General features: G+C 55.7%; 24 protein-coding genes. 11 read left to right on the top strand and 13 right to left on the bottom strand.

Translation table 11 applies throughout. From position 1 onward, the window contains the following. Positions 1–70: 70 nt before the first annotated feature. A complete protein-coding gene (gene pcaQ / locus PYL13_RS23270; RefSeq protein ID WP_275643034.1) occupies positions 71–994 on the bottom strand; it encodes a pca operon transcription factor PcaQ in 924 nt (307 codons plus the stop codon). 94 nt (positions 995–1,088) lie between these two features. Between pcaQ and pcaD the strand changes: the two genes are divergently transcribed. Genes pcaD through PYL13_RS23245 form a run of 5 tightly spaced genes read left to right on the top strand, consistent with a single transcriptional unit; the run spans position 1,089 to position 4,774 of the window. Continuing rightward, the gene (pcaD, locus tag PYL13_RS23265; RefSeq protein ID WP_275643033.1) at positions 1,089–1,901 is read left to right on the top strand and encodes a 3-oxoadipate enol-lactonase; all 813 of its coding nucleotides are present in this window, start codon (positions 1,089–1,091) and stop codon (positions 1,899–1,901) included. Then, entirely contained in the window at positions 1,894–2,304 is a 411-nt protein-coding gene (pcaC, locus tag PYL13_RS23260) for a 4-carboxymuconolactone decarboxylase (RefSeq protein ID WP_250984697.1), read from the top strand. Before pcaD ends, pcaC begins: the two co-directional genes overlap by 8 nt. Positions 2,305–2,306: 2 nt before the next feature. Beyond that, the gene (gene pcaH / locus PYL13_RS23255; protein WP_275643032.1) at positions 2,307–3,056 is read left to right on the top strand and encodes a protocatechuate 3,4-dioxygenase subunit beta; all 750 of its coding nucleotides are present in this window, start codon (positions 2,307–2,309) and stop codon (positions 3,054–3,056) included. Then, positions 3,056–3,670 carry a protocatechuate 3,4-dioxygenase subunit alpha gene (pcaG, locus tag PYL13_RS23250; protein ID WP_275643031.1) on the top strand — a complete coding sequence of 205 codons (615 nt, stop codon included), beginning with the start codon at positions 3,056–3,058 and terminating at the stop codon, positions 3,668–3,670. The genes pcaH and pcaG overlap by 1 nt, the downstream gene beginning before the upstream one ends. A 42-nt stretch (positions 3,671–3,712) precedes the next feature. Continuing rightward, positions 3,713–4,774 (top strand): 3-carboxy-cis,cis-muconate cycloisomerase, encoded by a 1,062-nt coding sequence (locus PYL13_RS23245; protein ID WP_275643083.1) that lies wholly within the window; start codon positions 3,713–3,715, stop codon positions 4,772–4,774. A gap of 25 nt (positions 4,775–4,799) precedes the next feature. On the opposite strand, the gene PYL13_RS23240 is transcribed toward PYL13_RS23245, so the two are convergent. The 7 genes from PYL13_RS23240 to PYL13_RS23210 all read right to left on the bottom strand — a co-directional run bounded on the left by PYL13_RS23240 (position 4,800) and on the right by PYL13_RS23210 (position 10,268). Next, positions 4,800–5,870 carry a Gfo/Idh/MocA family protein gene (locus PYL13_RS23240; RefSeq protein WP_275643030.1) on the bottom strand — a complete coding sequence of 357 codons (1,071 nt, stop codon included), beginning with the start codon at positions 5,868–5,870 and terminating at the stop codon, positions 4,800–4,802. Between the two features lie 9 nt (positions 5,871–5,879). Next, positions 5,880–6,707, bottom strand: a complete 828-nt coding sequence (locus PYL13_RS23235; RefSeq protein ID WP_250984701.1) for a shikimate dehydrogenase family protein — start codon at positions 6,705–6,707, stop codon at positions 5,880–5,882. A gap of 33 nt (positions 6,708–6,740) precedes the next feature. Continuing rightward, complete coding sequence (locus tag PYL13_RS23230) at positions 6,741–7,472, bottom strand: amino acid ABC transporter ATP-binding protein (protein WP_259149743.1); 732 nt, start codon at positions 7,470–7,472, stop codon at positions 6,741–6,743. A 73-nt stretch (positions 7,473–7,545) separates the two neighbouring features. After that, positions 7,546–8,187: an amino acid ABC transporter permease gene (locus tag PYL13_RS23225; protein ID WP_250984702.1), complete on the bottom strand. Its 642-nt coding sequence runs from the start codon at positions 8,185–8,187 to the stop codon at positions 7,546–7,548. Between the two features lie 12 nt (positions 8,188–8,199). After that, complete coding sequence (locus PYL13_RS23220) at positions 8,200–8,868, bottom strand: amino acid ABC transporter permease (protein WP_192490099.1); 669 nt, start codon at positions 8,866–8,868, stop codon at positions 8,200–8,202. A gap of 19 nt (positions 8,869–8,887) precedes the next feature. Next, positions 8,888–9,331 carry a type II 3-dehydroquinate dehydratase gene (gene aroQ, locus PYL13_RS23215; protein WP_275643029.1) on the bottom strand — a complete coding sequence of 148 codons (444 nt, stop codon included), beginning with the start codon at positions 9,329–9,331 and terminating at the stop codon, positions 8,888–8,890. A 106-nt stretch (positions 9,332–9,437) separates the two neighbouring features. Next, positions 9,438–10,268, bottom strand: coding sequence for a transporter substrate-binding domain-containing protein (locus PYL13_RS23210; RefSeq protein ID WP_192490097.1), 831 nt, complete (start codon positions 10,266–10,268; stop codon positions 9,438–9,440). Between the two features lie 189 nt (positions 10,269–10,457). Between PYL13_RS23210 and PYL13_RS23205 the strand changes: the two genes are divergently transcribed. From PYL13_RS23205 to PYL13_RS23185, 5 genes are all read left to right on the top strand, one after another. Further along, complete coding sequence (locus tag PYL13_RS23205) at positions 10,458–12,362, top strand: bifunctional sugar phosphate isomerase/epimerase/4-hydroxyphenylpyruvate dioxygenase family protein (protein WP_275643028.1); 1,905 nt, start codon at positions 10,458–10,460, stop codon at positions 12,360–12,362. A gap of 94 nt (positions 12,363–12,456) precedes the next feature. Beyond that, the gene (locus PYL13_RS23200) at positions 12,457–13,131 is read left to right on the top strand and encodes a GntR family transcriptional regulator (RefSeq protein WP_275643027.1); all 675 of its coding nucleotides are present in this window, start codon (positions 12,457–12,459) and stop codon (positions 13,129–13,131) included. Between the two features lie 2 nt (positions 13,132–13,133). Beyond that, positions 13,134–13,865, top strand: coding sequence for a GntR family transcriptional regulator (locus PYL13_RS23195; protein ID WP_259149687.1), 732 nt, complete (start codon positions 13,134–13,136; stop codon positions 13,863–13,865). A gap of 246 nt (positions 13,866–14,111) precedes the next feature. Then, positions 14,112–15,914 carry a FlgO family outer membrane protein gene (locus PYL13_RS23190; RefSeq protein ID WP_275643026.1) on the top strand — a complete coding sequence of 601 codons (1,803 nt, stop codon included), beginning with the start codon at positions 14,112–14,114 and terminating at the stop codon, positions 15,912–15,914. 89 nt (positions 15,915–16,003) lie between these two features. Then, entirely contained in the window at positions 16,004–17,023 is a 1,020-nt protein-coding gene (locus PYL13_RS23185) for an adenylate/guanylate cyclase domain-containing protein (RefSeq protein WP_275643025.1), read from the top strand. 247 nt (positions 17,024–17,270) lie between these two features. Here the strand turns inward: PYL13_RS23185 and PYL13_RS23180 are convergent, their stop codons facing one another. From PYL13_RS23180 to PYL13_RS23160, 5 genes are all read right to left on the bottom strand, one after another. Beyond that, positions 17,271–18,230: a DUF2950 family protein gene (locus PYL13_RS23180; RefSeq protein ID WP_275643024.1), complete on the bottom strand. Its 960-nt coding sequence runs from the start codon at positions 18,228–18,230 to the stop codon at positions 17,271–17,273. A gap of 24 nt (positions 18,231–18,254) precedes the next feature. Further along, complete coding sequence (locus PYL13_RS23175; RefSeq protein ID WP_275643023.1) at positions 18,255–19,571, bottom strand: DUF3300 domain-containing protein; 1,317 nt, start codon at positions 19,569–19,571, stop codon at positions 18,255–18,257. 368 nt (positions 19,572–19,939) lie between these two features. Next, positions 19,940–20,962: a hypothetical protein gene (locus PYL13_RS23170; RefSeq protein WP_275643022.1), complete on the bottom strand. Its 1,023-nt coding sequence runs from the start codon at positions 20,960–20,962 to the stop codon at positions 19,940–19,942. Continuing rightward, complete coding sequence (locus tag PYL13_RS23165; protein ID WP_275643021.1) at positions 20,952–22,058, bottom strand: HlyD family secretion protein; 1,107 nt, start codon at positions 22,056–22,058, stop codon at positions 20,952–20,954. The genes PYL13_RS23170 and PYL13_RS23165 overlap by 11 nt, the downstream gene beginning before the upstream one ends. 33 nt (positions 22,059–22,091) lie before the next feature. Continuing rightward, positions 22,092–22,373, bottom strand: a complete 282-nt coding sequence (locus tag PYL13_RS23160; protein WP_192490087.1) for a hypothetical protein — start codon at positions 22,371–22,373, stop codon at positions 22,092–22,094. 435 nt (positions 22,374–22,808) lie between these two features. Between PYL13_RS23160 and PYL13_RS23155 the strand changes: the two genes are divergently transcribed. Next, positions 22,809–24,032 carry an alpha/beta hydrolase gene (locus PYL13_RS23155; protein ID WP_275643082.1) on the top strand — a complete coding sequence of 408 codons (1,224 nt, stop codon included), beginning with the start codon at positions 22,809–22,811 and terminating at the stop codon, positions 24,030–24,032. Positions 24,033–24,044 lie beyond the last annotated feature (12 nt).

The raw sequence follows: 24,044 nt of genomic DNA, 5'->3' as shown, positions 1-24,044 counted from the left end.
ACGTTGACGCGGCGCGTCTGTTGTATTTCGTTTCTCGGTTGATGACGTTGGCGGGAAAGATTGACAGGTTTCAAATCAGCGCACGGGAGGCTGCGGCCTCACGTATTGTCTGCATCAAAAGAGACATAGGCACCGAAGGGACAGTATCCGTTCGCATTGTCAGGCCAACGGGTCCTCGCGTTTCGTTCGTATCAATCGGCAATACGCACAGCCGTCCGTCATCGATATCACGCGCCACGACACCGGCAGATATGATCCACACCGCATCGCTTGAAAGAACGAAGGCACGGCCGAAGGCATCTGACACGGTCTCAATCTGGTTCGGCAGGCCGGAAATGCCATTGGCAATGAGAAACCGATCAACAAATGGCCGAATGATCGACGACGTGGTCGGCATCAGGATCGTGTACTCTGCAAGTTCGGCAAATGGCGAGCAGTCCGATGCGAGCAGCGGATGTCCGGCTCGCACGGCAAACACCACCTGCTCGGAATAGAGATGCTCGAAAACGAATCCCGCCATCCTGTCGGCTCCCGCGAGCCGGCCGACGACAAGATCAAGCTCTCCAAAGCGCAGTTGCTCAAGGAGCACTGCATTTTCACCCGTTACGATCTTGATACGGCTCCAGGTCTTTTCTTTTAGAAAAATGTCCATGGCACGTGGCATGATATGGCTTGAAACAGTGGGCAGCGCACCAATGCGCAGAAGCGGAGCTTCCCCTATCCGTTCATGCGACACAGAATCGAGCCCTTGGCGAAGCGCTGCAATCGCCGATCCTGCATGTTTCAGGAAAACGTCTCCATAACGCGTTATCCGGATCCCTCGCCCATCACGTTCCACCAGCGCGACACCAAGTACGCCCTCAAGTTCTCGTATCGTCTTGGTCACCGCCGGCTGGCTGACATTGAGGAACCCTGCCGCCTTGACGACGCTTCGGTGGCGGGCAACCTCGAGAAATGCCTGAAGATGGCGAAATTTGATCCGGGATTCGTTCATTTAATCGATAACCATATGGATATGTAAGACGCTCAAGAAGTTATTTTACTTAACCGGTTCAATATACCAAGATCTTTGTGGGAGATATTTTTCAATGCAGTTTGCACACGTCAACGGAGTCACGATCCATTACCAGGTCATCGGCGGACCAGCCGATAAACCAGTTATTGTGTTCGCCAATTCACTAGGCACGGATTTCCGGATCTGGCGTGATGTGATCGTACGCCTTGCCGGGGATTTCCCAATTGTTTTGTATGACAAGCGCGGCCATGGTCTGTCCGATGTCGGAAACGCGCCGTATTCGATTGAAGATCATGCCGCAGATCTTGCCGGTCTTCTTGACCTGCTCAACGTAAGCCAGGCTATTGTCTGTGGCCTTTCCGTTGGAGGGCTAATCGCACAGGCGATGTATCAGACGCGACCCGATCTGGTGAGAGCACTCATCCTTTGCGACACAGCAAGCAAGATCGGGTCTGCCGAAATGTGGAATTCGCGCATCGAAGCAGTCAAAGAGCACGGCATAGCAAGCATCATTGATGCCGTCATGGAACGATGGTTCACGCCATTTTTTCGCAGCCCTGACAACATCGGCTATCGCGGTTACCGGAACATGCTGGCACGCCAGCCTGTCGAGGGTTATGCCGCAACCTGCGCTGCCATTCGAGACGCCGATTATACGGAAGCGGCAAGGCGCATAGCAGCTCCGACCCTTTGTATCGTCGGCGACCAGGATGGCTCAACACCGCCCGAACTTGTCAGGTCATTTGCGGGTCTTATTGCGGGAGCGCAATTCGAAATCGTCAAGGACGCAGGCCATATCCCCTGCGTCGAGCAACCCGAAGCACTGACCGACCTGATCCGAACTTTCATCAAGAGCGCGATCACCCGAGGCAAGCTCAATGAGTGACACCGAAACAGACCTCCATCGAATGGGCATGGAGACACGGCGCGCAGTATTGGGTGACGCCCATGTTGACCGCGCCATCGCCAATTCAACCGATTTTGACCAGCCGTTCCAGACGTTGATTACAGAATCCGCCTGGGGGCATGTCTGGTCGCGTCCCAACTTTACCAAACGTGAGCGGTCAATCATTACAATCGCGCTTTTGGCGGCGCTTGGCCAGGATGAAGAGGTCGCCATGCATGTGCGCGCCACCGCCAATACCGGTGCTTCACGCGAAGATGTTCGCGAAGCGCTGCTGCATGTCGCCATCTATGCAGGCGTGCCCGCCGCAAATCATGCCATCAAGATCACCAAGCGCGTCTTCGACCAGATGGACGCCGAAAAGACATCAAGGGAGGAGACCTAAGGATGTCCGATAATTCCAACCAGAGGCCGGAAACAGGTGCATTTTTTGCGCGGGATCGCGATTGGCATTCACCTGCATTGACGCCGGGATACAAAACATCGGTTCTTCGCTCGCCGCAGCGCGCATTGCTGTCCCTGGACGGCACCATCTCTGAAATTACCGGCCCGGTTTTCGGTCATTCCATGATCGGCGAACTCGATAACGACCTGATCCGCAACTATGCCCGCCCTGGTGAAAGTGCCATCGGGGAACGTATCGTCGTCCATGGCCGTGTTCTGGATGAACGAGGGCGTCCTGTGCGCGGTGCCTTGCTCGAATTCTGGCAGGCGAATGCTGGCGGTCGATATCGCCATAAAAAAGAAACCTATCTCGCCGCAATCGACCCAAATTTCGGCGGGTGTGGTCGCGCCATTAGTGACGATGACGGGCATTACGCGTTCCGCACGGTCAAGCCCGGAGCCTATCCATGGCCAAACGGCGTAAATGACTGGCGCCCTGCCCACATCCACTTTTCTGTTTTCGGCCACGGCTTTGCCCAACGGCTTATCACACAGATGTATTTCGAAGGTGATCCGATGATCTGGAAGTGCCCGATCGTCAACACCATCCCGGATCGGCGCGCTATTGAACAGCTGATTGCGCCACTCGACTGGGGGCAGACGATCCCAATGGATTCGCGAGCCTACAAATTTGACATCGTCTTGCGCGGGAGGCGCTCGACTATTTTTGAAAACCGGCTGGAGGGTAACTGATGACCCAGGAACTTCACAGGTTGAAGGAAACACCGTCGCAGACGGCCGGTCCCTATGTCCACATCGGGCTCACTCCGAATTTCTGCGAGATTGGCGGCATCTATGACGTTGATCTGGGAACAGAAATGATCAACGAGCAGACTGTTGGTGAGCGCATCACGATCTGTGGCCGGATATTCGATGGCGCTGATGTGCTGGTGCGCGATGCGGTCGTGGAAATCTGGCAGGCCGATAATGCAGGTCTCTACAACAGCCCTTCGGAAATGCGCGGCACCGCTGACCCGAACTTTATCGGCTGGGGTCGCTGCCCGACCAATAGCGAAGACGGGTACTTCCGGTTTGAAACCGTCAAGCCCGGCCGAGTGCCGTTCAGGGACGGGCGTTTGATGGCACCGCATGTAACGCTCTGGATCGTTGCCCGCGGCATCAATATCGGGCTGCATACCCGCCTCTATTTCTGCGACGAGAAAGAAGCCAATGCCGCAGATCCGCTATTGTTGCGCATAGAGCATCGCCATCGGGTGGAAACCATGGTGGCTCAAAGAGATGGCAGCGTCTACAGCCTCGACATTCATTTGCAGGGGCCAAAGGAAACCGTTTTTCTCGATATTTAAGTCCTTTGACGACATATCGACAAACGTTAATCTGGACACATGATGTCATTTTCCCCCTTCGACCACCCCTTTCTGTCGGGCCTTCTCGGCGACGGCGAAATCGCTGGCTATCTTTCGGCTGAAGCCGATATCAGAGCGATACTGTCCTTCGAGAGCGCATTGGCGCGTGCGCAGGCAGGGATCGGCGTTATACCGACCGAGGCCGCAAACCGTATTTCGATTGAATGTCTTGGACTTAACCCAAATGTGGAGCAGCTTGGCGCGGCAGTAGCAAGAGATTCTGTAGTCGTGCCGGAACTGGTCAAGCAGCTGCGCGAGGCAGTTGGCGGTAGTGCTGCAACCCATGTTCATTTCGGCGCGACCAGTCAGGACGCAATTGACACAAGCCTGATGTTGAGGCTTCAGACAATCGTGCAGATTTTCGCAGATCGCACAGCAGAAGTTGTAGATTTCCTGCATGGGCTCGAACGTCGCTTTGGCGACTGCATGTTAATGGGGAAGACCCGCATGCAGGCAGCCATACCAATTCATGTGTCAGACCGTTTGCGGAGTTGGCGAGATCCACTCGAGCGCAGCCTCAAGTCGCTGGAGCACCTGGAATTTCCCGTTCAATTCGGAGGTGCGGCGGGCTCACTCGACAAACTAGGCGAGCATGGCGCCGCCGTCCGCGCTGCGCTTGCCAAGGAACTGGGCCTTGCCGATATCAGGCAATGGCAAAGCCAGCGTGACCCCGTCGTCGCCATCGGCCATTACCTTTCATTGCTGACTGGAGCACTGGGGAAGATAGGGCAGGATATTGCACTCATGGCGCAGGCAAGTGGCGAGGGAGAAATCTCCCTTGAGGGCGGCGGCACATCTTCCGCCATGGCGCATAAGCAGAACCCGGTGGCGGCTGAAACACTTGTTGCACTCGCTCGCTTCAACGCCGTACAGGTTTCAGGTTTGCATCAGTCGCTTGTCCATGAACAGGAGCGTTCGGGCGCGGCTTGGACCCTCGAATGGCTAATATTGCCACACATGGTGATGGCAACGGCCGCATCGCTTCGCCTGAGCATGCGAATGCTCGCAAGCATCAAAAGCATGGGAACGACAGATCTGCCATGAATCGGGGAAAGTACCCGCCTGACGATCAGGAGTTCATCACATTGTCGATCAATTCCTGCGGGCGCACTGGCCTTCTCTCACGCGCCGATCTGGCGATGGTCAAAGTGGTCGCCAGCGTCATCATGCCATCGCGCGCAGAAATCAGCGGTGTTGCCGTTCCGGCGATGATGTCGATGAAATGGGCAAGCTGGTTGTCATAGGCCCTGCTACCGTCGAGCGTGACATGCCGCCGGACCAGAGGGTGCTGCCAATCTCCATTCTGCGTCTCATGCGTCCACAGATCCATTGAGGGTACAGCCAATGCGGCCTGCGTACCCGACAGAAAATATGCATTTTCCGGCTGGTGTGGGAAATACAGGGCCTGCCCGGCTGCGGTGTCCCAGTTGTAGGGTGAAACGGCAGCATCACTCATCAGGAAGGTTCCAAGTGCGCCAGAGGTGAAGCGTACGCTGATGCTGGCGCTATCCTCCACCTCGAATCCCCGCACTGTGTTGGACGTGAGCGCCATTACCTCTTCGATATCTCCGCAAATGAAGCGCAAACAGTCGACATCGTGAATGAGGTTGATGAGTAATGGCCCTCCACCCGGCTCGCGACGCCAGGCGGTATTGAAATAATGTCCAGGCTTGTCAGCCATCCACATTGCGTTGACAGCAACAAGGCGCCCCAGTGCACCCTCTGCCACCAGTTGTCTCGCCTTAGCAATATCCGGGCTGTGGCGCCGATGGTGGCCAACAAGCACGGGAACGCCTGTCCTGTCAGCCGCCGCGACGAGCAGCATTGCCGACTCCAGAGTATCGGCCACGGGTTTTTCCACCAGGCAAGGAATGCCGTGCTCCACACAGGCGATCACAGCAGCAGCGTGAAGAGCATTCGGCAGCGCGATAATAACGCCGTCCGGGCGAATTTGCTCAAACATCGTGACAGCATCACAATAATGCCTGGCTCCATATTGGTCAGCCACAGATTTTGCCGCTTCAGCAGGATCAACAATTGCGACCAGTGCCGTTTTCGGGTTTCTGAACAGCAACGCTGCATGTTCACGCCCGATCAGGCCCGCACCGAACAACGCAATTTTCGCAGGTTGGGAAACCATGCTCATCCTTCACAATCTGGCAACAGCGCGCAGTTCCTCGGCCGTTGTTGTCGGCAGGTCAAAAAACTCAAGATATGCGGGGATTTGCTCGAACAACATGTCGGTCCCCACCTGATATCCGCAACCGCGAGCACGAGCAGCAGCCAGAAACGGGGTGATTTCCCGGCTCAACACAACCTCCCCTGCAAAAGCAGATGGCGAAATATGGGATACATCGAAAGGAAGCGGATCGTTCTCGTTCATGCCAAGCGGCGTTGCATTGATGACGATATCGTATCCGTCGGGATCGGTTTTGCCGATCTCCACCTTCAAGTCAGGATAATGGCGGCGTAGCCGATCCGCGAGCCCCTGCATCATGGTGGCGGAAGCGTCTGACAGCGCTAGTTCCGCCAGTCCGGCCTTGGCAAGCGACGCTGCGATCGCTGACCCGACCCCGCCAGTGCCCGCCATGATCGCTCTCATCCCACTGATTTGCCTGCCCTTGCGCAAAACCCCGCGCACGAAGCCCTCACCATCGAACATATCGCCAATCAGGCGGCCATCCAATCCGATCCGCACCGCGTTGCAGGCTCCCGCCACCTGTGCATTGGTGGAAATCTGGTCCAGCAGTCCCATGGTCGTTATCTTATGCGGCATGGTGATGAGTGCGCCGTGAATATTGGACAGGCGGAAAACGAGTTTGAGAAACGCCGTGTAGTCTTCCGGGCGACATCCCATGGGTACGACAACCGCATCAATGCCGTTCTTTTCGAAATAGGGATTGTAGATCAACGGCGCTTTGAAGGAGTGCGTCGGAAAGCCGAGATGTGCTATGAGTTTTGTGTTGCCGCTGATCATCGGCCTACCTTCCGGCTGCGAATTGTGACCGCATCAATGCCGCCCAAGGATCTCACCAAGGAACTTCCTGGTGCGTTCATGTTTGGGATCGGAGAAAAATTCTGCAGGTGGTGCCTCTTCCACGATCACTCCGCTTGCCATGAAGACGACGCGATCCGCGACCTGACGCGCAAACCCCATTTCATGAGTCACGCAGATCATTGTCATGCCTTCATCAGCAAGAGCGATCATCGTATCCAGCACCTCCTTGACCATCTCAGGGTCCAACGCAGAGGTCGGCTCATCGAACAGCATCGCCTTGGGACGCATGCACAGAGCGCGGGCAATCGCAACGCGCTGCTGTTGCCCGCCGGATAGCTGTGCGGGATATTTCTCTGCCTGCTCAGCAATCTTGACCCGCTCAAGCAACTGCCGCGCGCGTTCTTCCGCCTGCGCCTTGTCGAGGCCAAGCGCCTTTATCGGCGCAAGCATGCAGTTTTGCAGCACGGTGAGATGCGGGAAAAGATTGAACTGTTGGAAAACCATGCCGACCTCGCGGCGTACCGCATCGATCGTTTTGGATCCATGTCCCAGCATGATGCCGCCAACATGGATATCGCCTTTTTGATAGGTCTCAAGGTGATTGATGCAACGGATAAGCGTGGATTTCCCACTGCCTGAAGGACCGCAGAGCACGATTTTTTCACCCTTGGCCACCGACATATTGATGTTATCAAGGGCCTGAAAGGCGCCATACCACTTGTTTACACCTGACAAGGTGATCATCTGTTCAGTTGGGTTTTCTGTGGCTACTGTCTGGTTCATCAACGAAACTCCGGAATTGTGTGCACGCATAAAGTTAGCGGCTGGCTGCCACGAACTTTCGCTCGAGGTGAGCGCCATAGATGGTCAGCGGGCAGCACATCAGAAAATAGAGAACTCCAACGATGCCGAAGACGGTTAGTGGCTGGAATATCTGGTTGGAAATGATGTTTCCTGCACGGGTCAGCTCGGTGAACCCGACGATCGAGGCAAGTGAGGTCCCCTTGATCAGCTGCACCAGAAAACCGATCGTCGCTGGAAGCGAAATCCGTATTGCCTGTGGCAGAACGACGTCTTTCATTCTGGAGATATAGCCGAGGCTCAGTGCCTTTGCTGCCTCAGTCTGGCCGCGCGGTACAGCTTCGATCGAACCGCGCCAGATTTCCCCCAAAAACGCACTGGCATGGAGTGTCAGACCAACAGAGACCGCAGCCCACGCATCCATCTGGATGCCGATCAACGCAAGGCCGTAATAAACAACGAAGAGCTGCATAAGAAGCGGCGTGCCCTGGAAGATGGCGATGTAGCCGGCAGTCAGGCGCTCCAGTATGGCAATGCCGGATGTGCGTGCCAGGGCGACAAGTAGGCCGGAAATGCATCCGAACAGGAAGGCAACCACTGACAAGGCGACGGTCCATTTAAGACCTGCCAACAGGAAAAGAAATTCATCGCGTCCCATGGGATTGTCTCCTCACTTGACCGGATAGCTGAAGTAGCGGGAGGAGAAGAGCGCAAAAATCCGCATCATCACCCAGGATATGACGAGATAAAATGCCGTCACGGTGAAGTAGACCTCGAAGCTGCGGAAGCTGTCGGACTCGATCCGCTGCGATACTGAGGTCAGTTCGTAGGCTGAAATCGCCGATGCGATGCTGGTCGTCAGCGTCAGCAGAATGAATTGACTTGTCAGCGATGGATAGATCGCACGAAGCGCCGGCTTTAGAACGATCAGCCGGAAGACCTGAGCCTTGTGAAGACCAAGGGCCAACCCTGCTTCCACCTGCCCCTTCGAGATCGACTGAACCCCGCCACGGATAATCTCGATGGCGTAGGCGCCGCCATTGATACCCAATGCAATGATTGCGGTCGGGGTTGGATCAAGGCGGATGCCCGCCAGCGGCAAAGCGAAATAGATAAAGAATATCTGCACCAGGAAAGGCGTGTTACGGATCAGCTCAACGAAGGCAATCGTGAGCCAGCGCAGCAGCTTGACTGGAGACTGGCGCAAAATAACGCCACCAATACCGATAACGATCGCCAGAAGCATGCCACAGATTGCCAGCGTGAATGTGCCAAGACAGGCCCACAGCAGGTTTGGCAAACCTTCAATGACTGGTGTGAAATCCAGGGTATAGTTCATGACGTCTCCTGCAATGCTCTCAGGATGATCTTGCCAGGTCGGCCATGGCCTCGATCGCCAGTTCATATCCGCGCGCGCCGAAGCCAATCATGATGCCGGTCGCGGTGCGGGAGATCAGGGAATTGTGGTAGATGCTTTCGCGTGCATGCACGTTGGAAATGTGCAGCTCTATTTTCGGCCCGTCAAATGTCTTGAGGGCATCCAGCAGGGCAATGGACGTGAAGGTATATCCTGCCGGATTGATGATGATGCCACACGCTTCCTTCCGTGCCTGGTGAACAGATTCAACCAGTTCACCTTCGAAATTCGTCTGGCGGAAATCAACCGAAAAGCCCAGTAACGCGGCTTTCGCCTCGCACCGATCGCGAATATCGGCGAGAGTGGTGGTGCCATATATCGAAGGTTCCCGCTCGCCCAAAAGGTTGAGATTAGGACCATTCAGGACAAAGATCTTATTTGTCATGCAAAGTCTCCATGCGCATCGGCGCACCGGCTTTGGCCGGGCACCGATGCGGACACCTGCACGTCAGGTGCCGCCTCGTGAATGTTGGGGTTGTGAAAGTCGAAACTCAGTTCGCAGTAAACGAGATGCCTTCGAGGCTCGTCGGAAACTCCGGAACCGGAACCTTCATCCAGTTGGCATAGATCTTGTCGAGTTCGCCATTCGCCTTGATCTTGTCGATGAACTCGTTCACCGCAGCATTGAGCTCTTTTTCTCCAAGACGGGTGCAGGCACCATTATAAAGCTTCTGGAATTCGAGCTTGTTTTCAAATTTACCAGGGACAGCCTTTTCGACGCGGTCCATGTAGAAAATGTTTCCGCCAAGAGCGTCAACCTGACCGGAGGCTAGTGCCTGGACACTTGCAGCGTCGCCATCATATCGACGGATCGTCGCTGTGGATGGTGCGTTCTTGGTGACCTGAGTATCCTGGGCAGCACCCTTGGCGACACTGATCGTCAAGCCAGCCATGTCTTCATTGGTTTTGATCGACTTGTCCTTTGGACCGATCAGAACGATGGCATTTGCATTGTAGGGCTTGCTGAACTGAACGGCTTTTGCGCGATCCGGCAGCATGGCCATCGTTGCAAAAAGGATATCAACCCGACCCGAGGTCAAGGCGGGAATACGGTTGTTAACTTCGAGCGGAACGAATTCCACATCCACGCCAAGCTCCTTGGCGAACAATGCGCCCATCTCGGCGTCAAAGCCGTCCTGTTTGCCAGCGCTGGTGACAAAACCCCATGGCGGGTTATCGCCCTGAATGCCAACGACCAGCTTGCCCTTGGCCTTGATCTCGTCCGGCGTGATAGCTGCGGCCGGTTGCGACAGTGATGCCGCGGCCACCATTGCCGCTGCGCCCAACAGGACACTGCGTCGGTTCCATTTGAATCCAAACATAAGGTGCTCCTCCTCTAGTAGCCCAAGGGCCAGCCAACTCTCCTCCAGCTGGCAACACGTTAAAATTGACATAAGGCCATTTCCAAATCAACAGAGTTTTTCTATAATCTCATATAAAATGCATTTCAGCATTCACACGAATTACTGAATGACGAATATCGGTGATGATTTGCCTCTGGAGGAGCGAATATGAAAACATCAATTGCCACGGTATCGATCAGCGGAGATTTTCCCGAAAAGCTTGCGGCCATCGCCGCGGCAGGTTTTGACGGGGTGGAGATCTTCGAGAATGATTTCCTCGCATTTGATGGCAGTCCTGCTGACGTCGGTCGCATGGTTCGTGATCACGGATTGGATATTACGCTTTTCCAGCCATTCCGTGATTTTGAGGGCATGCCCGAACCGCTGCGTGGCCGCACCTTTGATCGCGCCGAACGCAAGTTCGATGTTATGCAGCAGCTGGGAACCGATCTCGTTCTCGTCTGCTCCAACGTCTCACCTGCCTCGCTTGGCGGCATAGACCGCGCAGCCGCTGACTTCCATGAGTTGGGTGAGCGGGCTGCAAAACGTGGCTTGCGGGTGGGTTTTGAGGCTTTGGCGTGGGGCAGGCATATCAATGACCACCGCGACGCCTGGGAGATCGTGCGACGGACTGACCATCCTAATATTGGCCTGATACTCGACAGTTTTCACACATTGTCGCGCAAGATCGACATCAATTCTATCCGCTCCATACCTAAGGAAAAGATCTTCATCGTGCAGCTTGCTGACGCACCGCTGATAGACATGGATCTGCTCTACTGGTCGCGTCATTTCCGCAACATGCCGGGTGAAGGCGATCTGCCGGTGACGGAGTTCACCGCCGCGGTCGCTGCAACTGGCTATGACGGATATCTTTCCCTGGAAATTTTCAATGACCAGTTCCGCGGAGGCTCTCCCAAAACAATTGCCGCTGATGGCTACCGCTCGCTGATATATCTGGGTGATCAGGTTCGTCGTCATTCTGAAGCGGCAACGCTGACCCTGGCAGAAATGCCGGCGCGCGCGCCTGTATCCGGTATAGGTTTTGTTGAATTTTCAACAGATGAGGAGGACGGTGAAAACCTCGCAGGCATCTTGAAAACCCTTGGTTTTCGCAAGACGGCTTCTCATCGCTCCAAGAAAGTCGCGATTTTCCAACAGGGCAACATCCGCCTTTTGCTCAATACCGACGACAAGGGTTTCTCCAACGCGTCCTTTGCGGTACACGGCACGTCCGCCTATGCGGTCGCGCTCATAGTCGATGATGCCAAGCAAGCCTATTCGCGCGCAATCGCGCTTGGCGCCGAGCCCTTCGAGCAGTCTGTCAGTGAAGGTGAGATTGAGATACCCGCCATACGCGGTGTCGGTGGTGGATTGATTTATTTGATCGATGACAAAAGCGATCTCGGTCGCTTTGCGGAGATCGATTTTCTCCCCACCTATGAGGAAGCGGAGATTTCGTCTGCCCACCTTACTCATGTCGACCACGTCGCTCAGACCGTTGCCTATGACGAAATGCTGACCTGGTTGCTGTTTTACACAGCGATTTTCGACGCCAACAAGACTGCAATGGTTGATATCATCGATCCCGCAGGCGTGGTGCGCAGTCAGGTGGTCCAGAATGCCTCGGGCAGTTTGCGGCTGACGCTGAATGGAGCAGAAAACCGTCGTACGCTGGCGGGCCATTTCATTGCTGAAAAATTCGGGTCGGGCGTGCAGCATCTGGCCTTTCATACCGCGGATATTTTCTCAACAGCCGCGGCCCTGCGTGCCAACGGGTTCAAGCCACTGCCCATTTCGCCCAACTACTATGACGATGTAGAAGCACGCTTCGGTCTCGACCCGGAACTGACCGAACGGCTGAAAGTGGAAAACATTCTCTACGATCGCGACGACCATGGAGAATATTTCCAGCTTTACAGCACGACATTCGGTGAGGGTTTCTTTTTTGAGATCGTTCAGCGTAGTGGTTACCGGGGATATGGCGCTGCCAACGCCATTTTTCGTATCTCGGCATTGAAAAAGGCACTCCGACCGGAAGGCGTGCCAAAGCCCACGCCGGATGTGCGATAGGAGCAAACATCGAAGCTCTTCAACGCAAGGAGGCTGGATTTATGCACCGCCGCAAAATATGTATGACGATTAAGAGAATATCCGAGATCCTGACATGTCGTCTGAAACACTGAACGAAACCGTTGCCGAGAGTAGCTACAAGCGTATTCGGGCCGATATTATCTTCGGTCGCCTTGCTCCCGGACAAAGGCTGAAACTTGAAAAGCTCAAGGATACCTACGACACCAGCATCAGCACGCTGAGAGAAATTCTCAATCGGCTTGCATCCGATGGCCTCGTGATGGCTGAAGGCCAACGTGGCTTTCAGGTAATGCCCATGTCATCCGTCGATCTCAAGGAAGTCGCAGGCTTGCGCTTGCTTCTGGAAACGCACGCGCTGGAGCAATCCCTCGAAAGAGGTGATGTCGACTGGGAGGCGCGGCTGGTTTCTGCCCACTACAAGCTGGCGCGGATGGAAGGTGTAATGGCCAGCGGCGATACCAGCCATACGGAAGATTGGAAGCGCTATGACTGGGAGTTTCACCAGGCACTGATTTCAGCATGTGGATCGAAACTGCTGATGGAGGCACATGCGGCAGTGTTTGATAAATACCTGCGTTATCAAATGGTCGCGCTCTCCTACCGCGGTAAAATTGCTGCAGACGAACACAAGCAACTGCTGGATGCGGCGCTCAACCGTGACCAGAAGAACGCAAAGAAAATCCTTGGCCTGCATATTCAAGGCGGCGTCGAGCATGCGCTAGCCCACAAGTCGCCGCTTCAGGATTGACCATGGGCGAGGAACGAGTGACAGACAATAATGACGCAAAGGCATCGCTTGAAACCGTCAGCGACGCCGTTTTCCGCCGCTTGCGGCAGGACATCATACTTGGCATTCTACCTCCAGGTTCCAAGATCAAGCTCGAAAAAGCCCGTGAGCGATACTCGATCAGCATTTCTTCGCTTAGAGAAATTCTTAGCCGCCTCAGTGCGGAGAACCTTGTTCTGGCTGAAGGGCAGCGTGGTTTCGAGGTTAGCCCAGTCTCGCAAAGAGAACTGGAGGAACTCGCCGATTTGCGAATTCTCTTGGAGTGCCGCGCAATCGAGCTTTCCTTTGCCGCTGGCGATCTTGAGTGGGAAGGTACAATTGTCGCAGCCCACCATCGCCTTAAGACTGTCGAGCAAAAACTTCTCGCGGGGGATACCCTGCAGACAGCCGAATGGGTCCGTTTTGACTGGGAGTTTCATCTCGCAATTGTCGCCGCATGCAATTCCGCAGTGCTCGTCCAGAGCCTCTCATCCGTTTTTGACCGCTTCTTGCGTTATCACATGCTTGCGAAAAACTTTCGTGGGCAAGGTGTTGTTGATGACCACAAACGCCTGTTTGAGTACGCCCTGGAGAAGAACGTTGATGCGGCCAAAGACATGATAAAACGTCATGTTCTCAACGGGGCAAACCATATTTTGGCAACCCCTATGTTCATTCAGGAAAGTCCCGAGGTGGACCAGGCCCGGAGGGGATGAATTTCGTTTATTGGAGACACGAATGATCATCCGGTGGGCTTTCGAAACATCGTCCGCGTTGGGGATGTGAAGCTGTGACCAGCAGTTTGCTTGTCAACCCGTTCCACTCAACACCGCCCTGCTTGTCATGGTGTGCTGAAATCACTGCTCTGGGTTTAACAATAATTGGACGCCTGCGCATTGCGGGTGTACGCTTTAGGTACTGTGCACGCATGCGATGAATCTCGAGAGGACCGGGAGACAGCTATGCAGACGACGTCCACGACCTCAAAGGCTGCAAAAGACCTACCTGATACAGGGGAGATTCGGTCGCAACTCGAACACATACTGGCAAGCGCAGAGTTTCCAGGCATTGGTCGAAGTGCTGCATTTCTGCGATATGTTGTGGAAGAGGCCATCGCGGGACGAGCGAACCGCATCAAAGGCTACTCAATCGCGATTGAAGTGTTCGGCCGCAACGAAAGTTTCACGCAAGATGATCCAGTCGTTCGCATCGAAGCTGCACGCCTAAGACGCTCGCTCGAACGATATTACCTGGTGGCGGGGCACAGCGATGCGGTCAGGATCGACATACCGAAGGGTGGTTACGCTCCTGTGTTTTCTTACAACACTGCGGAGGTTTCCAAACAGCAGGCACCTGCGCCCGCTCTGGTGTCGCCACATGCCATCAGTGGGCGCTGGTGGAATGCAAAGGGACCTTTGCTTGTTTGTCTGATCTTGGCTTTGGCGACGATTGCCCTTCAACTCACCGGGGACTTGATATCGACACAGACGCTGCGGCCGCAAGAAGGCGTAACTCCCGAAAGGCCGACCCTTGTCGTTGCTCCTTTCGCCGATCTGGGCGATGGCACGAACGCTCATCTCTATAGTGCCGGGCTTACAGAGGAACTGCTGACTGCCTTGCCACGTTTCAAGGAAATAAGGGTCTTTGGTCGCGAGACGTCGAGATCTCTGCCACCTGACTTGGATTTGTCGAAAATTCGCAAAGAACTCGGCGCAGGCTATCTTCTCACAGGAAGCGTACGGACCGCTGGGAATAGCATGCGCGTCAATGCCCGTCTTCTGGACACGGATGACGGCGAGATTGTCTGGTCGCGGGACTATGACAATGATCTGGCGGCGAGCAACCTGTTTTCCATACAGTCGGACGTGGCCAAGAGGGTCGCCACCACCATAGCCCAGCCCTATGGCGTCATGGCGCAGGTTGATAACGCAAACCCTCCACCGCAAGACCCTGGCGCTTATGAGTGCACACTGCGCTTTTACGCATATCGCAGCGAACTCAGCCCTGCAGAGCACGCAAAGGTTCGCGACTGCCTTGAAGACGCAGTTGCGCGGTATCCCGGCTATTCAACGGCTTGGGCAATGCTGTCGATTATCTATCTCGACGAAGACCGCTTCAAATTCAACACGGATCACGGCCCGGAAGCACCACTGCAGCGAGCCCTTCGTTCAGCGAGACGCGCGACCCAGCTTGACGCGAACAATACCCGGGGGCTTCAGGCTCTGATGATGGCTCTTTTTTTTAACAGACAACTGCCCGAGGCCATGCGCGTGGGCGAAGAGGCCCTCATCACCAATCCCAACGATACTGAGCTGATGGGCGAGTTCGGCACTCGGCTGGCAATGGGTGGCCAATGGCAACGAGGTGCAAACCTGCTTGATCAGGCTATTGCACTCAACCCGGGCGGCAGTGGCTATTATCACGGCACGCGCGCTCTGGCCGCTTACATGCTGCGCGACAATTCAACCGCCGTTCGTGAAATTGCCAAGGCGGACATGCAGAAATTTCCGCTGTTTCACGCCGTCGCTGCCATCATATATGCAGATGCCGGCATGATGGATCAGGCCCGACGCGAGGGAGAGGCATTCGTGCGGATGCGACCAGACTTCCTGCCGAACATCGTTGCGGAACTTTCGATGAGAAACGTGCAGCCCGCTGATCGTGACCAGCTGATGCGGGGACTTCGCAAGGCAGGAATGCTTGTTCCTGCAGGCGAAGAGCCAACCGCAATAACGCTCAGCGCGTCGGATTTACAGCCGCGCTAGGGCCGACGTCCAACAGAAACCTCCCCTGCCCCCCGCGCACGCAGGTGAGAGGTGCAGAAATAAGCGGCTTATATTTTTCAGGAGCCAGTATGAGTCGATTTTCGCTGTTCGGATGGCTTTGCGCTCTCGCAATTGCAGCAGCGAGCGGTGCTCTCTACAGTACCTTTATTTTCGGCGGTAACGCTTCAATCGGGGCCGCATATGCAGTCGGCATCATCGGCCTTGTTCTGGCGTTCGAGCAGGATCTGATTCTGGTACGATTTCGCCTCTGGCTCATGGGACTTCCTACCGCGGCATACTTCCTGCTCACGCTCCTGCTCAACATAGTGACCATTGTGATTGGCACTTTTGTTGTCGGGACGCTGCTCTGGTTGTTTGGTTTTCTAGACTCGTGGGTGGGGTCTGTCGTCCCAACGGGTGGGATCCTTATCTATGCTCTCATTGTTTCCGCACTTATTGTTTTCGTGTTGCGCATGAGAGACCTTGTAGGACCCGAGGTATTCTCCAGTCTCCTTCTGAGCCGTTATCGGCGGCCACAATCAGAAAACAGGGTTTTCCTCCTCGTCGATCTCATGGGATCGACAAGTTACGCAGAGCGCTTTGGCGACTTGCGAACCCAGCAATACCTCGGTGAATTCTTGAAAACTGTTGCACTGTCGGTTCGCCGGTTCGAAGGCGTAGTTGACGATTACATCGGTGATGCGGCCCTGATCACCTGGCATTTCAAAAAGGGAATACACCGGTCTGCAAGCATTCGATGCGTCCTACACATTTTTGAGGCCATTCAAGCGAAAGAAGATTTCTGGATCACTGAATTCGGGGAAGTTCCCCGTTTGCGGGCTGCTCTGCATGGCGGACCGGTCATCGTTGCAGAAATTGGCTTGGATCATCGTAAAATCACCTATTTCGGTGACACCGTCAACACAACAGCGAAGATTGAGGGGCTTGCCCGAGAACTGGGTAAGAGCTTTCTTATTTCAGACAGCTTACTCAGTCAGTTCCCGCCCATGGAATTTGCGACGACCGAACCGCTCGGCAGTTATGCGGTAAGAGGCAAGGGGCAATCGCTGTCAGTGACAGCGGTCACTGCTACGCAACAACTGCCTTGATCCAACGTGCGCCGGTGAGCGCCAGGCATTTGCTCATTCCTTCAAAGGCGACGATTTCTCTGGTTCGGGCGATCCTGATGGTCACCGGCCCCAGGGCTCGCACTTTCAGGATCGGTGTCAAATATCGCATATGACGTTGGCGCGCGTCTCATCCAAATGCACACCGGTCGACCAACGGGCATGAGGTTTCGAAGTCTGAATGGGCGCCAAAGCGCGCCTTTGGATGCTCCCCGTGCTGTGATCCCGGTCAGTCCACTATCAGTTCCCAATTGTCATCAGGGTTGAAAGTCATGATACCTGCGGCCGTCTTTTCGGTGTTGCGTCCCAGATCCACCTGATAGACAGTTCCATTAGCGTTTACCGCGAAGGTGTGCACGCCGGTTTCACCGTATCGGATTGGCCATGCAATGAGCGCGAAACCCGCGATCATGTTGCCGTTGATGAGATAGTCGTGCTTGCCACCTGCTATATTGGAACCTTGCCGGGAGATGATCCGGTAGCGATAGCCATAATAGCCCTCACCGCGCTTTGCCTTGTCGAGCGCGGCATCGTTTTCAAGTGCACTGCCCGCCGGGCTGTCGCCCGCCCCCAGATCGGACGGCCAATAAAGGCCATCCGTATTCCCGTCGCTGCTGATAAGCCTCTGCGCGTACTCTAGGACACCGTCCCCGTCGCGATCCTGCGAGCGGTATTCCTCTTGAGCACCGACATAGGCCTGAACGGTCGCGATGGTCTGCAGCTCGTTTTCGCCGACACGGCGTTGAATTATCTCCTCAAATCCCGCGTAGGTGTCGAAGCTCCACTTGCGCTCATCGATCTTTACTATTGGAAATGGTAGCGGCCAGAGCCTGGCGCCGATCTCGACAAGCACGCGCCCACCACCATCCTTCAAAACCACCTTGTTAGCAGCTCCATCCCTGATCTGCGCATAGCTATCCATCACGCTTTTGTCCCCACGGGCCTTCGCCCCATCGATACCGAGAATGGTCACGAACTTTTCGAAGTCGTCGGCGGCGAGCGCTGACTTTAAGGCCTCGGCGGCGTCTTCCGGTGTTGAGAAAACCAGGGGATCGCTTCGCGAGGCGAACCCGAAAATCGCACTTGCCTCGGATCTCTCCCCCGTGGCCGAGGACACCGGACTGATCGTGAGGCCCAAAGTGGCAGCAAACACGCAACCCAACAGCGCAGGTCTCAATGACTTGGTCATGACGTCCATCCCATCTTGATGTTGTTACCGGCGACGTCCACCACCGCCGCCTCTGATTTCCCTGGCTGCGCCGCGACCGCCATCACCCATCGCCTGCCGCCCCCTCATCGACTGTATCTGAGCGCGTCTGCCGCTGTCCACCTGGCCCAGTGCCGATGGCCTCCTTGGACGATTGTCCACTCTTGCCGCCGGCTTCGGTCTCGCCACCGGGCGGTTGGCGTTGGTTTTGAGCCGGGTATTTTCGACGTTGGTGTGTGCGGTTTGCGGACGGCGGTCCTGCGCCGTCTTCACATTTCTGCCCTTGCCGCGATCAGATGCACCTTTGTCTGCATCGATCTTGCTCCTGCGGACGTCACTAACGGTCACTTTCCCGGGATTGTCACGGATCGTTGCGGAACGGTCGCGAATTCGGGCACCAAGCCCGTTCGCGGGGTTCGCTTCAATATTTCTACGGAAAGCACCACGATCCATCTTGTCGAACTGCGCGCGATCGAACTTGATTTTGCTACGGTCGACATTCTTCCAGTCAATGTCGTTGATATTGACTTTGCCATTGATGTTGTTGAAGCATTTGTTGCAATCGATATCGACATTACCGTTCCAGCGGCCGCCCCAGACGCCCCAGCGGTTCCAGTCGACTGCAGCCGCCCAGACAGCCCCCGTAACCACGCCTGCGAAGAACGTCGCAGTAGGGTAGTAGTAGCTTGGATAGGGCTCTGGATAATATGCGATTGGCACGGCTGCATAACCGGGCTCGTAAAGCATCTCGGGAGCATACTGGGGGACGTAGATTTTTTCCGGGCTGGCGGAGACGATGACTACGTTGTTGTTTTCCTCCGACACCTTAATCTTGTCATCCGTCTTGATGATGCCGTCAACCACCGCCTTATCGCGCAGTTGTTGAATAGCAACGAGAACGTCCTTCTGCTGATAGGCGAGCGCCTCTCCGAGCGACTGCGTCCAGTCTAGATCCTCGCTCATCATCGTCACGATCTGCGGATAGTTCAACAGCGAGACCACACTACCGTCCCAGGTGGTCTTCGGCTTGATACTTGGTTGCGTCTTGATCCCCTCGAGAAACCGCGCTGCTTCCACGATCTGCAGCGGGTATTGCGAGGCCGACGTGACGAGTGCGACCAGCTCGTCCGGATAAAGGGCAATCCGGGCAACGAGGATTTCCAGTTCGTCTTCGCTTAAGGGGGCCGACGCCTCTGCTGCCGGATCGGCAGCGGCTTTATCCTGCGCGGCTGCAGTCGGAATGGCATATGGCGTCGATGGCAGGCCCGTAATGGGCAGGCACAGGCTCGTGGCGAGAAGAAACAGTGCGTGAGACTTTTTCATCTCTTTCCTCCTTGTGCGCGGACACTCGTTCAGACTGCAGATGACAGCGCAGATGTTATAGCAAGGCGTGGTCGCAGTCCCGATCCGGAGTGTATGTTACAGTAACATCGGGGCTGAGCGGGCACTGTGTTGCAGCATCGCTCCTGCTCACTAGCCTCATGGCTCAAGGCTGCAAGCGCGTCTGGCGGAGCCAGTCATGGCCCCGCCTGCTCGAGTCCCGAAGCTCTTTTGAATTCACGAACATCGGCAGAGGCAGAACCAGTTCTCAAATATTGAGCCCATTGGGTCTGACCCCTTGAAGGCTCGCACTGCCAAGGCGCCTGCAGAGACGCTTTTCTGACCGGACTGATCAAATCAGACAGCACATCTCATGGATTTATCCGTCTCGGATCTGGCCTCCTTGACCACAGAATGGTGGCGAGCAAAAGAGCGTAGATCAAAGCCGCGGCGATATAGACAATGCGGGTAGCGAAGCTTTCGGCAGCAGTGCCGGGTAGAGGTGAGACACCAAGCCCGAACAAGATGAGGAAAATGGTCAATGCACCGGCAAACAGCGGCGCGTCTTTCGTCATTGCTGCTGCCCTGCCACCCAGGAAAAGCGCAACGCCCAGCACAATCAGAAAGATCGACAGCAGGTTTGGACGAAGGGTCAGTGCCGCATAGGCCGCAGATGCCACAAAGCCGCCGAGCAGGTTAACGACGACGAGGCCGAATGCCGCTCTTGTGCCAACGGCGACATCGAGCTGGCCAAGCAGAGATGCGACGGTAATGGGAATGACCGCCGCAGCTGTCAGATTATTGCTCGTAAGGCAGATCACAACAGACGTCAGAAGGATCAGCGTATTTGCAAATGCTCGCAGTAAATCCATCGGCTGAGCAGGCAACCGCTCGGTGTTGTCTTCGCAACAAGCGGGTTCAGGAATAATGGCGTGGGCCAGCCACATTAAAAGCGTGCCCGACAGCACGCCACCGACAAGGATCGACAGTATGGAATTGGCCAGTTCCTTATTCAGGATGCCGAGAAGCGGTACCACGATAGCAACGACCAGTACGAGAAAGACAGCCGGCCCGCCCTTGCCCGAGGTTTGCACTGCAAAACACAGAAAATAGGTCAGTCCCAGAAGGAGGAGAAAAGGTGCTGGACGGTCGCCGAGGCTGCTGGTCAAAACCATCATCGCAATTCCGGCGACCAGGATGACAATGGCTGCGCCGACAGTCTTGCCAGGCGGCATTGGTCGAGAGCTCGCCAGTAGAAACTGTGCAGCAAAAAGCGGTCCGAGAAACGGTATGAAAGCCATCCAGTACACCGCCAGCACAAAGCCGAACGAGACTGCAAGAGCGACCCGCAATCCCTTTCGCTTCTGCTTTGCGGCGGTGGTGTCAGTTGACATAGGTGAGTACCGACACGATGCGGACCCACAGCGATCCCCACGCATTTGTCACCGGATTGTCACCGGTATAGATGATGACCGTCGCCTGCGAACCGTAGCGCACACCACCCTGTGGTCTGTCGGCTTCGGCGATGTTGAGACGAACAGGGAACCGCTGTGCTTCTTTGACCCAGCCGCTCTCACTCCTGATGGTGGGCAATCCGGTGCTCGGATCCGTGTTGCCTTGCGACACGCCGAAGCCAACGCTCTCCACCGTAGCGGGAAACAGGCGCCCGGGAAGGGCATCAAAGAGGATTTCCGCCCTGTTGCCAACGACGACATTTTCGAGGCTGTTTTCCTTGAACGCGGCATTGATCCAGATGGTGCCGACATCAATGAATGTCATGGCCGGTTGACCCGCGGGTAAAACCTTCCCCGTGGTGAGCTGAAGATTGGTGACAACTCCAGGCGACGGCGCCCGCACGGTCGTATGCATCAGATCCAGCCGTGCCTTTTCCAGTCCCGCAAGGGCAGCACGCAGCTGTGGATTGTCGTTTCCGGAAGGACCAAGCTGTTCGCGGGCCTTGGCGAGATCAGCTTCCGCCCCCGAAACCGAGGCCTCCGCCTGCTCGTAGGCGGATTTGGCCGTATCAAAGCGGGCCTTCGAAAACACGCCGGACTTGAGGAGTGCGGAGGCCCTGGCATACTGGTCGCGAAGATTATCTCTGTCCGCTCGTATCTGCACGAGTTTGGCCTGAGCAGCGTCAACCGCCGCAGTTGATGCGCCGATTGATTGACCGACACTGGCAAGGCCAGCTTCCGCCTCGTTCACAGCAAGTTCGTAGCGCTGGGGATCGATCCGGAACAATATCTGATCGGCCTCCACGCGTGTGTTGTCCGTAACACCCACCTCCACAACACGACCTGTCACTTCAGGCGCAATGCCAACCACATAGGCTTGGACCTGCGCCTGAGACGTTGAGGGTGTCCGCCGCTCCATGAAGACCGAGAGTACGAACAGGCCCAACGCCAAAAAAACAACAATGAGAGCGACCCTCCGCAAGGGATTGCGAGGCGGCAAAGCAGGTGCTGGCTCGTCTATAGTCTCGGAAACCACGATCTTGTTCCTTTAACTGTGTGTTTGATGGAGTTACGCAGGGCGGGGGCGGGTTGGGCGATGAATCGAGACCACAATGGCGCGGTCGAGGGCGTCTTCAATCTCTTTGCCAAGCGCTGCCAACAGTTCCCCGTATTCGGCTATACGTTCCTCCCGAACCGGATCCGGAGATGTGTTCCATTTGGCCAGTTCACTTTGGGCTTCGGCATAGTCCCGGCAGATCTCGCAGAACACGACGTCTCGCAATGCGAGTTCGTCAATCGCATGAGCTCTTTTCGGAAATCGCAGCCTGACCGCAGCCACGTTTTCATCCATTGTCCGCTCCCACCGTCAAAGCGCCACAGCGACGCCGAATGTCCTGAAGTCATATTCAGTGATCAGGGGCAGTTCGTGCAGTATGTTACCGTAAGATACGGGTGGGCGATCGGAGACCGAGACCAGCGTATGCCGCCGCTACCAGCGGCTCGTCTCGTCGACACCGGAAAGATGCTCACCCGATCAGGCAACTGGCGCTGACGTTTGATTACCTCGAACAGTTTCGCAGCTTTCTTGCCTGCAACGAGGAGTGCTGCTCCGTAACATACCCGATGTTACGGGAATGCTGCCCGTCATTCGCATAGATTTTCCTGGTGCCGAAAATGGCGGCGAAAAGTTCTGGCAGCTAGGGCAGGTGAACGGGTGAACAGCGCCGAGACAAACGAACTGCGAGATGGACGCGTTCCCTGTCGAGTGGAATGGCTTGTCGCATGCATGGTTATTGCCGCACTCGCCGGGTGTGGCGGCCACGCCAAAAATGTTCTCGTCCCGGTTGCTGACAGCGCACCGAACGCCACCAGGGTCGACATGCTGGTTACAACAACCCGCAGCCGCTCAACGGTGAAAGGCGAAATGTTTACCGGCGAACGCGCCAAGGTTCCGTCTTTCGCGGAGATTACCGTCTCCATACCGCCAGGCAATGCGAGAAAGATTGGCGAGGTTGCATGGCCGAAGAGGCTACCCTCCAATCCAGCGACCGATTTCGCCACATTGAAGGCAAATGAGATCAGTCGCGACGATGCCAGAAAATGGTTGACCGCTTCAGTGCGCAAGAGCCGTGACGGAAGTGTGCTGGTGTTTATCCACGGCTTCAACAATCGCTTTGAAGACTCGGTCTATCGCTTCGCCCAAATTGTCCAGGATTCCGGAATCGCCAGCGCTCCGGTTCTTGTTACCTGGCCGTCGCGCGCAAGCCTACTCGCTTATGGTTACGACAGGGAGAGCACCAACTACACGCGCAATGCCCTGGAGATGCTGTTTCAGTATCTGGCCAAAGATGTACGGGTGAAGGAGGTTTCCATCCTCGCCCACTCCATGGGCAACTGGTTGGCCCTTGAGGCGCTTCGTCAGATGGCCATCCGTAATAACGGCCTTCCAGCCAAGTTCGAGAATGTGATGCTGGCATCGCCTGATGTCGATGTCGACGTCTTTCGACAGCAGATTTCCGATATGGGCAAACAGCATCCCAAGTTCACATTGTTTGTCTCGCGGGACGACCGGGCACTGGCCGTGTCCCGCAGGGTGTGGGGCGACGTCGCAAGGCTTGGTTCCATCGACCCCGAGCAGTCTCCTTACAAGAAGGAACTGGCTGATAGCCAGATATCCGTCGTTGATCTGACCACGATCAAATCCGGCGACAGGCTCAATCACGGCAAGTTTGCGGAATCCCCCGAGATTGTTCGTCTTATCGGTGCGCGGATTTCCGAAGGACAGACTTTGACGGACAGCAAGATTGGCGTTGGGGACACAATCCTCGCGGCAACCACAAGCACGGCAGTTGCGGTGGGCAGCACCGCCGGGCTGATCCTTGCCGCTCCGGTTGCCGTCGTCGATGCCAACACGAGAGACAACTATGCCGGAGGCGTTCAGTCGCTCATTGGTCCGTCTGGAACGTCAGCGCATTCATCAAACTTGCAACGCACCGAACAACACAACTGAGGCCATCGATTG

The organism is Agrobacterium sp. Azo12, assembly GCF_029193765.2.
Taxonomy (GTDB): domain Bacteria; phylum Pseudomonadota; class Alphaproteobacteria; order Rhizobiales; family Rhizobiaceae; genus Agrobacterium.
This window is presented reverse-complemented; position numbering and strand designations above follow the sequence as displayed.

Coding starts and splice junctions, on each gene's coding strand:
- pcaG (WP_275643031.1), top strand. CDS start 3,056: ATGACCCAGGAACTTCACAGGTTGAAGGAAACACCGTCGCAGACGGCC.
- PYL13_RS23220 (WP_192490099.1), bottom strand. CDS start 8,868: ATGAACTATACCCTGGATTTCACACCAGTCATTGAAGGTTTGCCAAAC.
- PYL13_RS23230 (WP_259149743.1), bottom strand. CDS start 7,472: ATGATCACCTTGTCAGGTGTAAACAAGTGGTATGGCGCCTTTCAGGCC.
- PYL13_RS23200 (WP_275643027.1), top strand. CDS start 12,457: ATGTCGTCTGAAACACTGAACGAAACCGTTGCCGAGAGTAGCTACAAG.
- PYL13_RS23180 (WP_275643024.1), bottom strand. CDS start 18,230: ATGACCAAGTCATTGAGACCTGCGCTGTTGGGTTGCGTGTTTGCTGCC.
- aroQ (WP_275643029.1), bottom strand. CDS start 9,331: ATGACAAATAAGATCTTTGTCCTGAATGGTCCTAATCTCAACCTTTTG.
- PYL13_RS23190 (WP_275643026.1), top strand. CDS start 14,112: ATGCAGACGACGTCCACGACCTCAAAGGCTGCAAAAGACCTACCTGAT.
- PYL13_RS23225 (WP_250984702.1), bottom strand. CDS start 8,187: ATGGGACGCGATGAATTTCTTTTCCTGTTGGCAGGTCTTAAATGGACC.
- PYL13_RS23170 (WP_275643022.1), bottom strand. CDS start 20,962: ATGTCAACTGACACCACCGCCGCAAAGCAGAAGCGAAAGGGATTGCGG.
- pcaC (WP_250984697.1), top strand. CDS start 1,894: ATGAGTGACACCGAAACAGACCTCCATCGAATGGGCATGGAGACACGG.
- PYL13_RS23175 (WP_275643023.1), bottom strand. CDS start 19,571: ATGAAAAAGTCTCACGCACTGTTTCTTCTCGCCACGAGCCTGTGCCTG.
- PYL13_RS23240 (WP_275643030.1), bottom strand. CDS start 5,870: ATGGTTTCCCAACCTGCGAAAATTGCGTTGTTCGGTGCGGGCCTGATC.
- PYL13_RS23205 (WP_275643028.1), top strand. CDS start 10,458: ATGAAAACATCAATTGCCACGGTATCGATCAGCGGAGATTTTCCCGAA.
- PYL13_RS23235 (WP_250984701.1), bottom strand. CDS start 6,707: ATGATCAGCGGCAACACAAAACTCATAGCACATCTCGGCTTTCCGACG.
- PYL13_RS23195 (WP_259149687.1), top strand. CDS start 13,134: ATGGGCGAGGAACGAGTGACAGACAATAATGACGCAAAGGCATCGCTT.
- pcaH (WP_275643032.1), top strand. CDS start 2,307: ATGTCCGATAATTCCAACCAGAGGCCGGAAACAGGTGCATTTTTTGCG.
- PYL13_RS23185 (WP_275643025.1), top strand. CDS start 16,004: ATGAGTCGATTTTCGCTGTTCGGATGGCTTTGCGCTCTCGCAATTGCA.
- PYL13_RS23245 (WP_275643083.1), top strand. CDS start 3,713: ATGTCATTTTCCCCCTTCGACCACCCCTTTCTGTCGGGCCTTCTCGGC.
- PYL13_RS23160 (WP_192490087.1), bottom strand. CDS start 22,373: ATGGATGAAAACGTGGCTGCGGTCAGGCTGCGATTTCCGAAAAGAGCT.
- pcaQ (WP_275643034.1), bottom strand. CDS start 994: ATGAACGAATCCCGGATCAAATTTCGCCATCTTCAGGCATTTCTCGAG.
- PYL13_RS23210 (WP_192490097.1), bottom strand. CDS start 10,268: ATGTTTGGATTCAAATGGAACCGACGCAGTGTCCTGTTGGGCGCAGCG.
- pcaD (WP_275643033.1), top strand. CDS start 1,089: ATGCAGTTTGCACACGTCAACGGAGTCACGATCCATTACCAGGTCATC.
- PYL13_RS23155 (WP_275643082.1), top strand. CDS start 22,809: ATGGTTATTGCCGCACTCGCCGGGTGTGGCGGCCACGCCAAAAATGTT.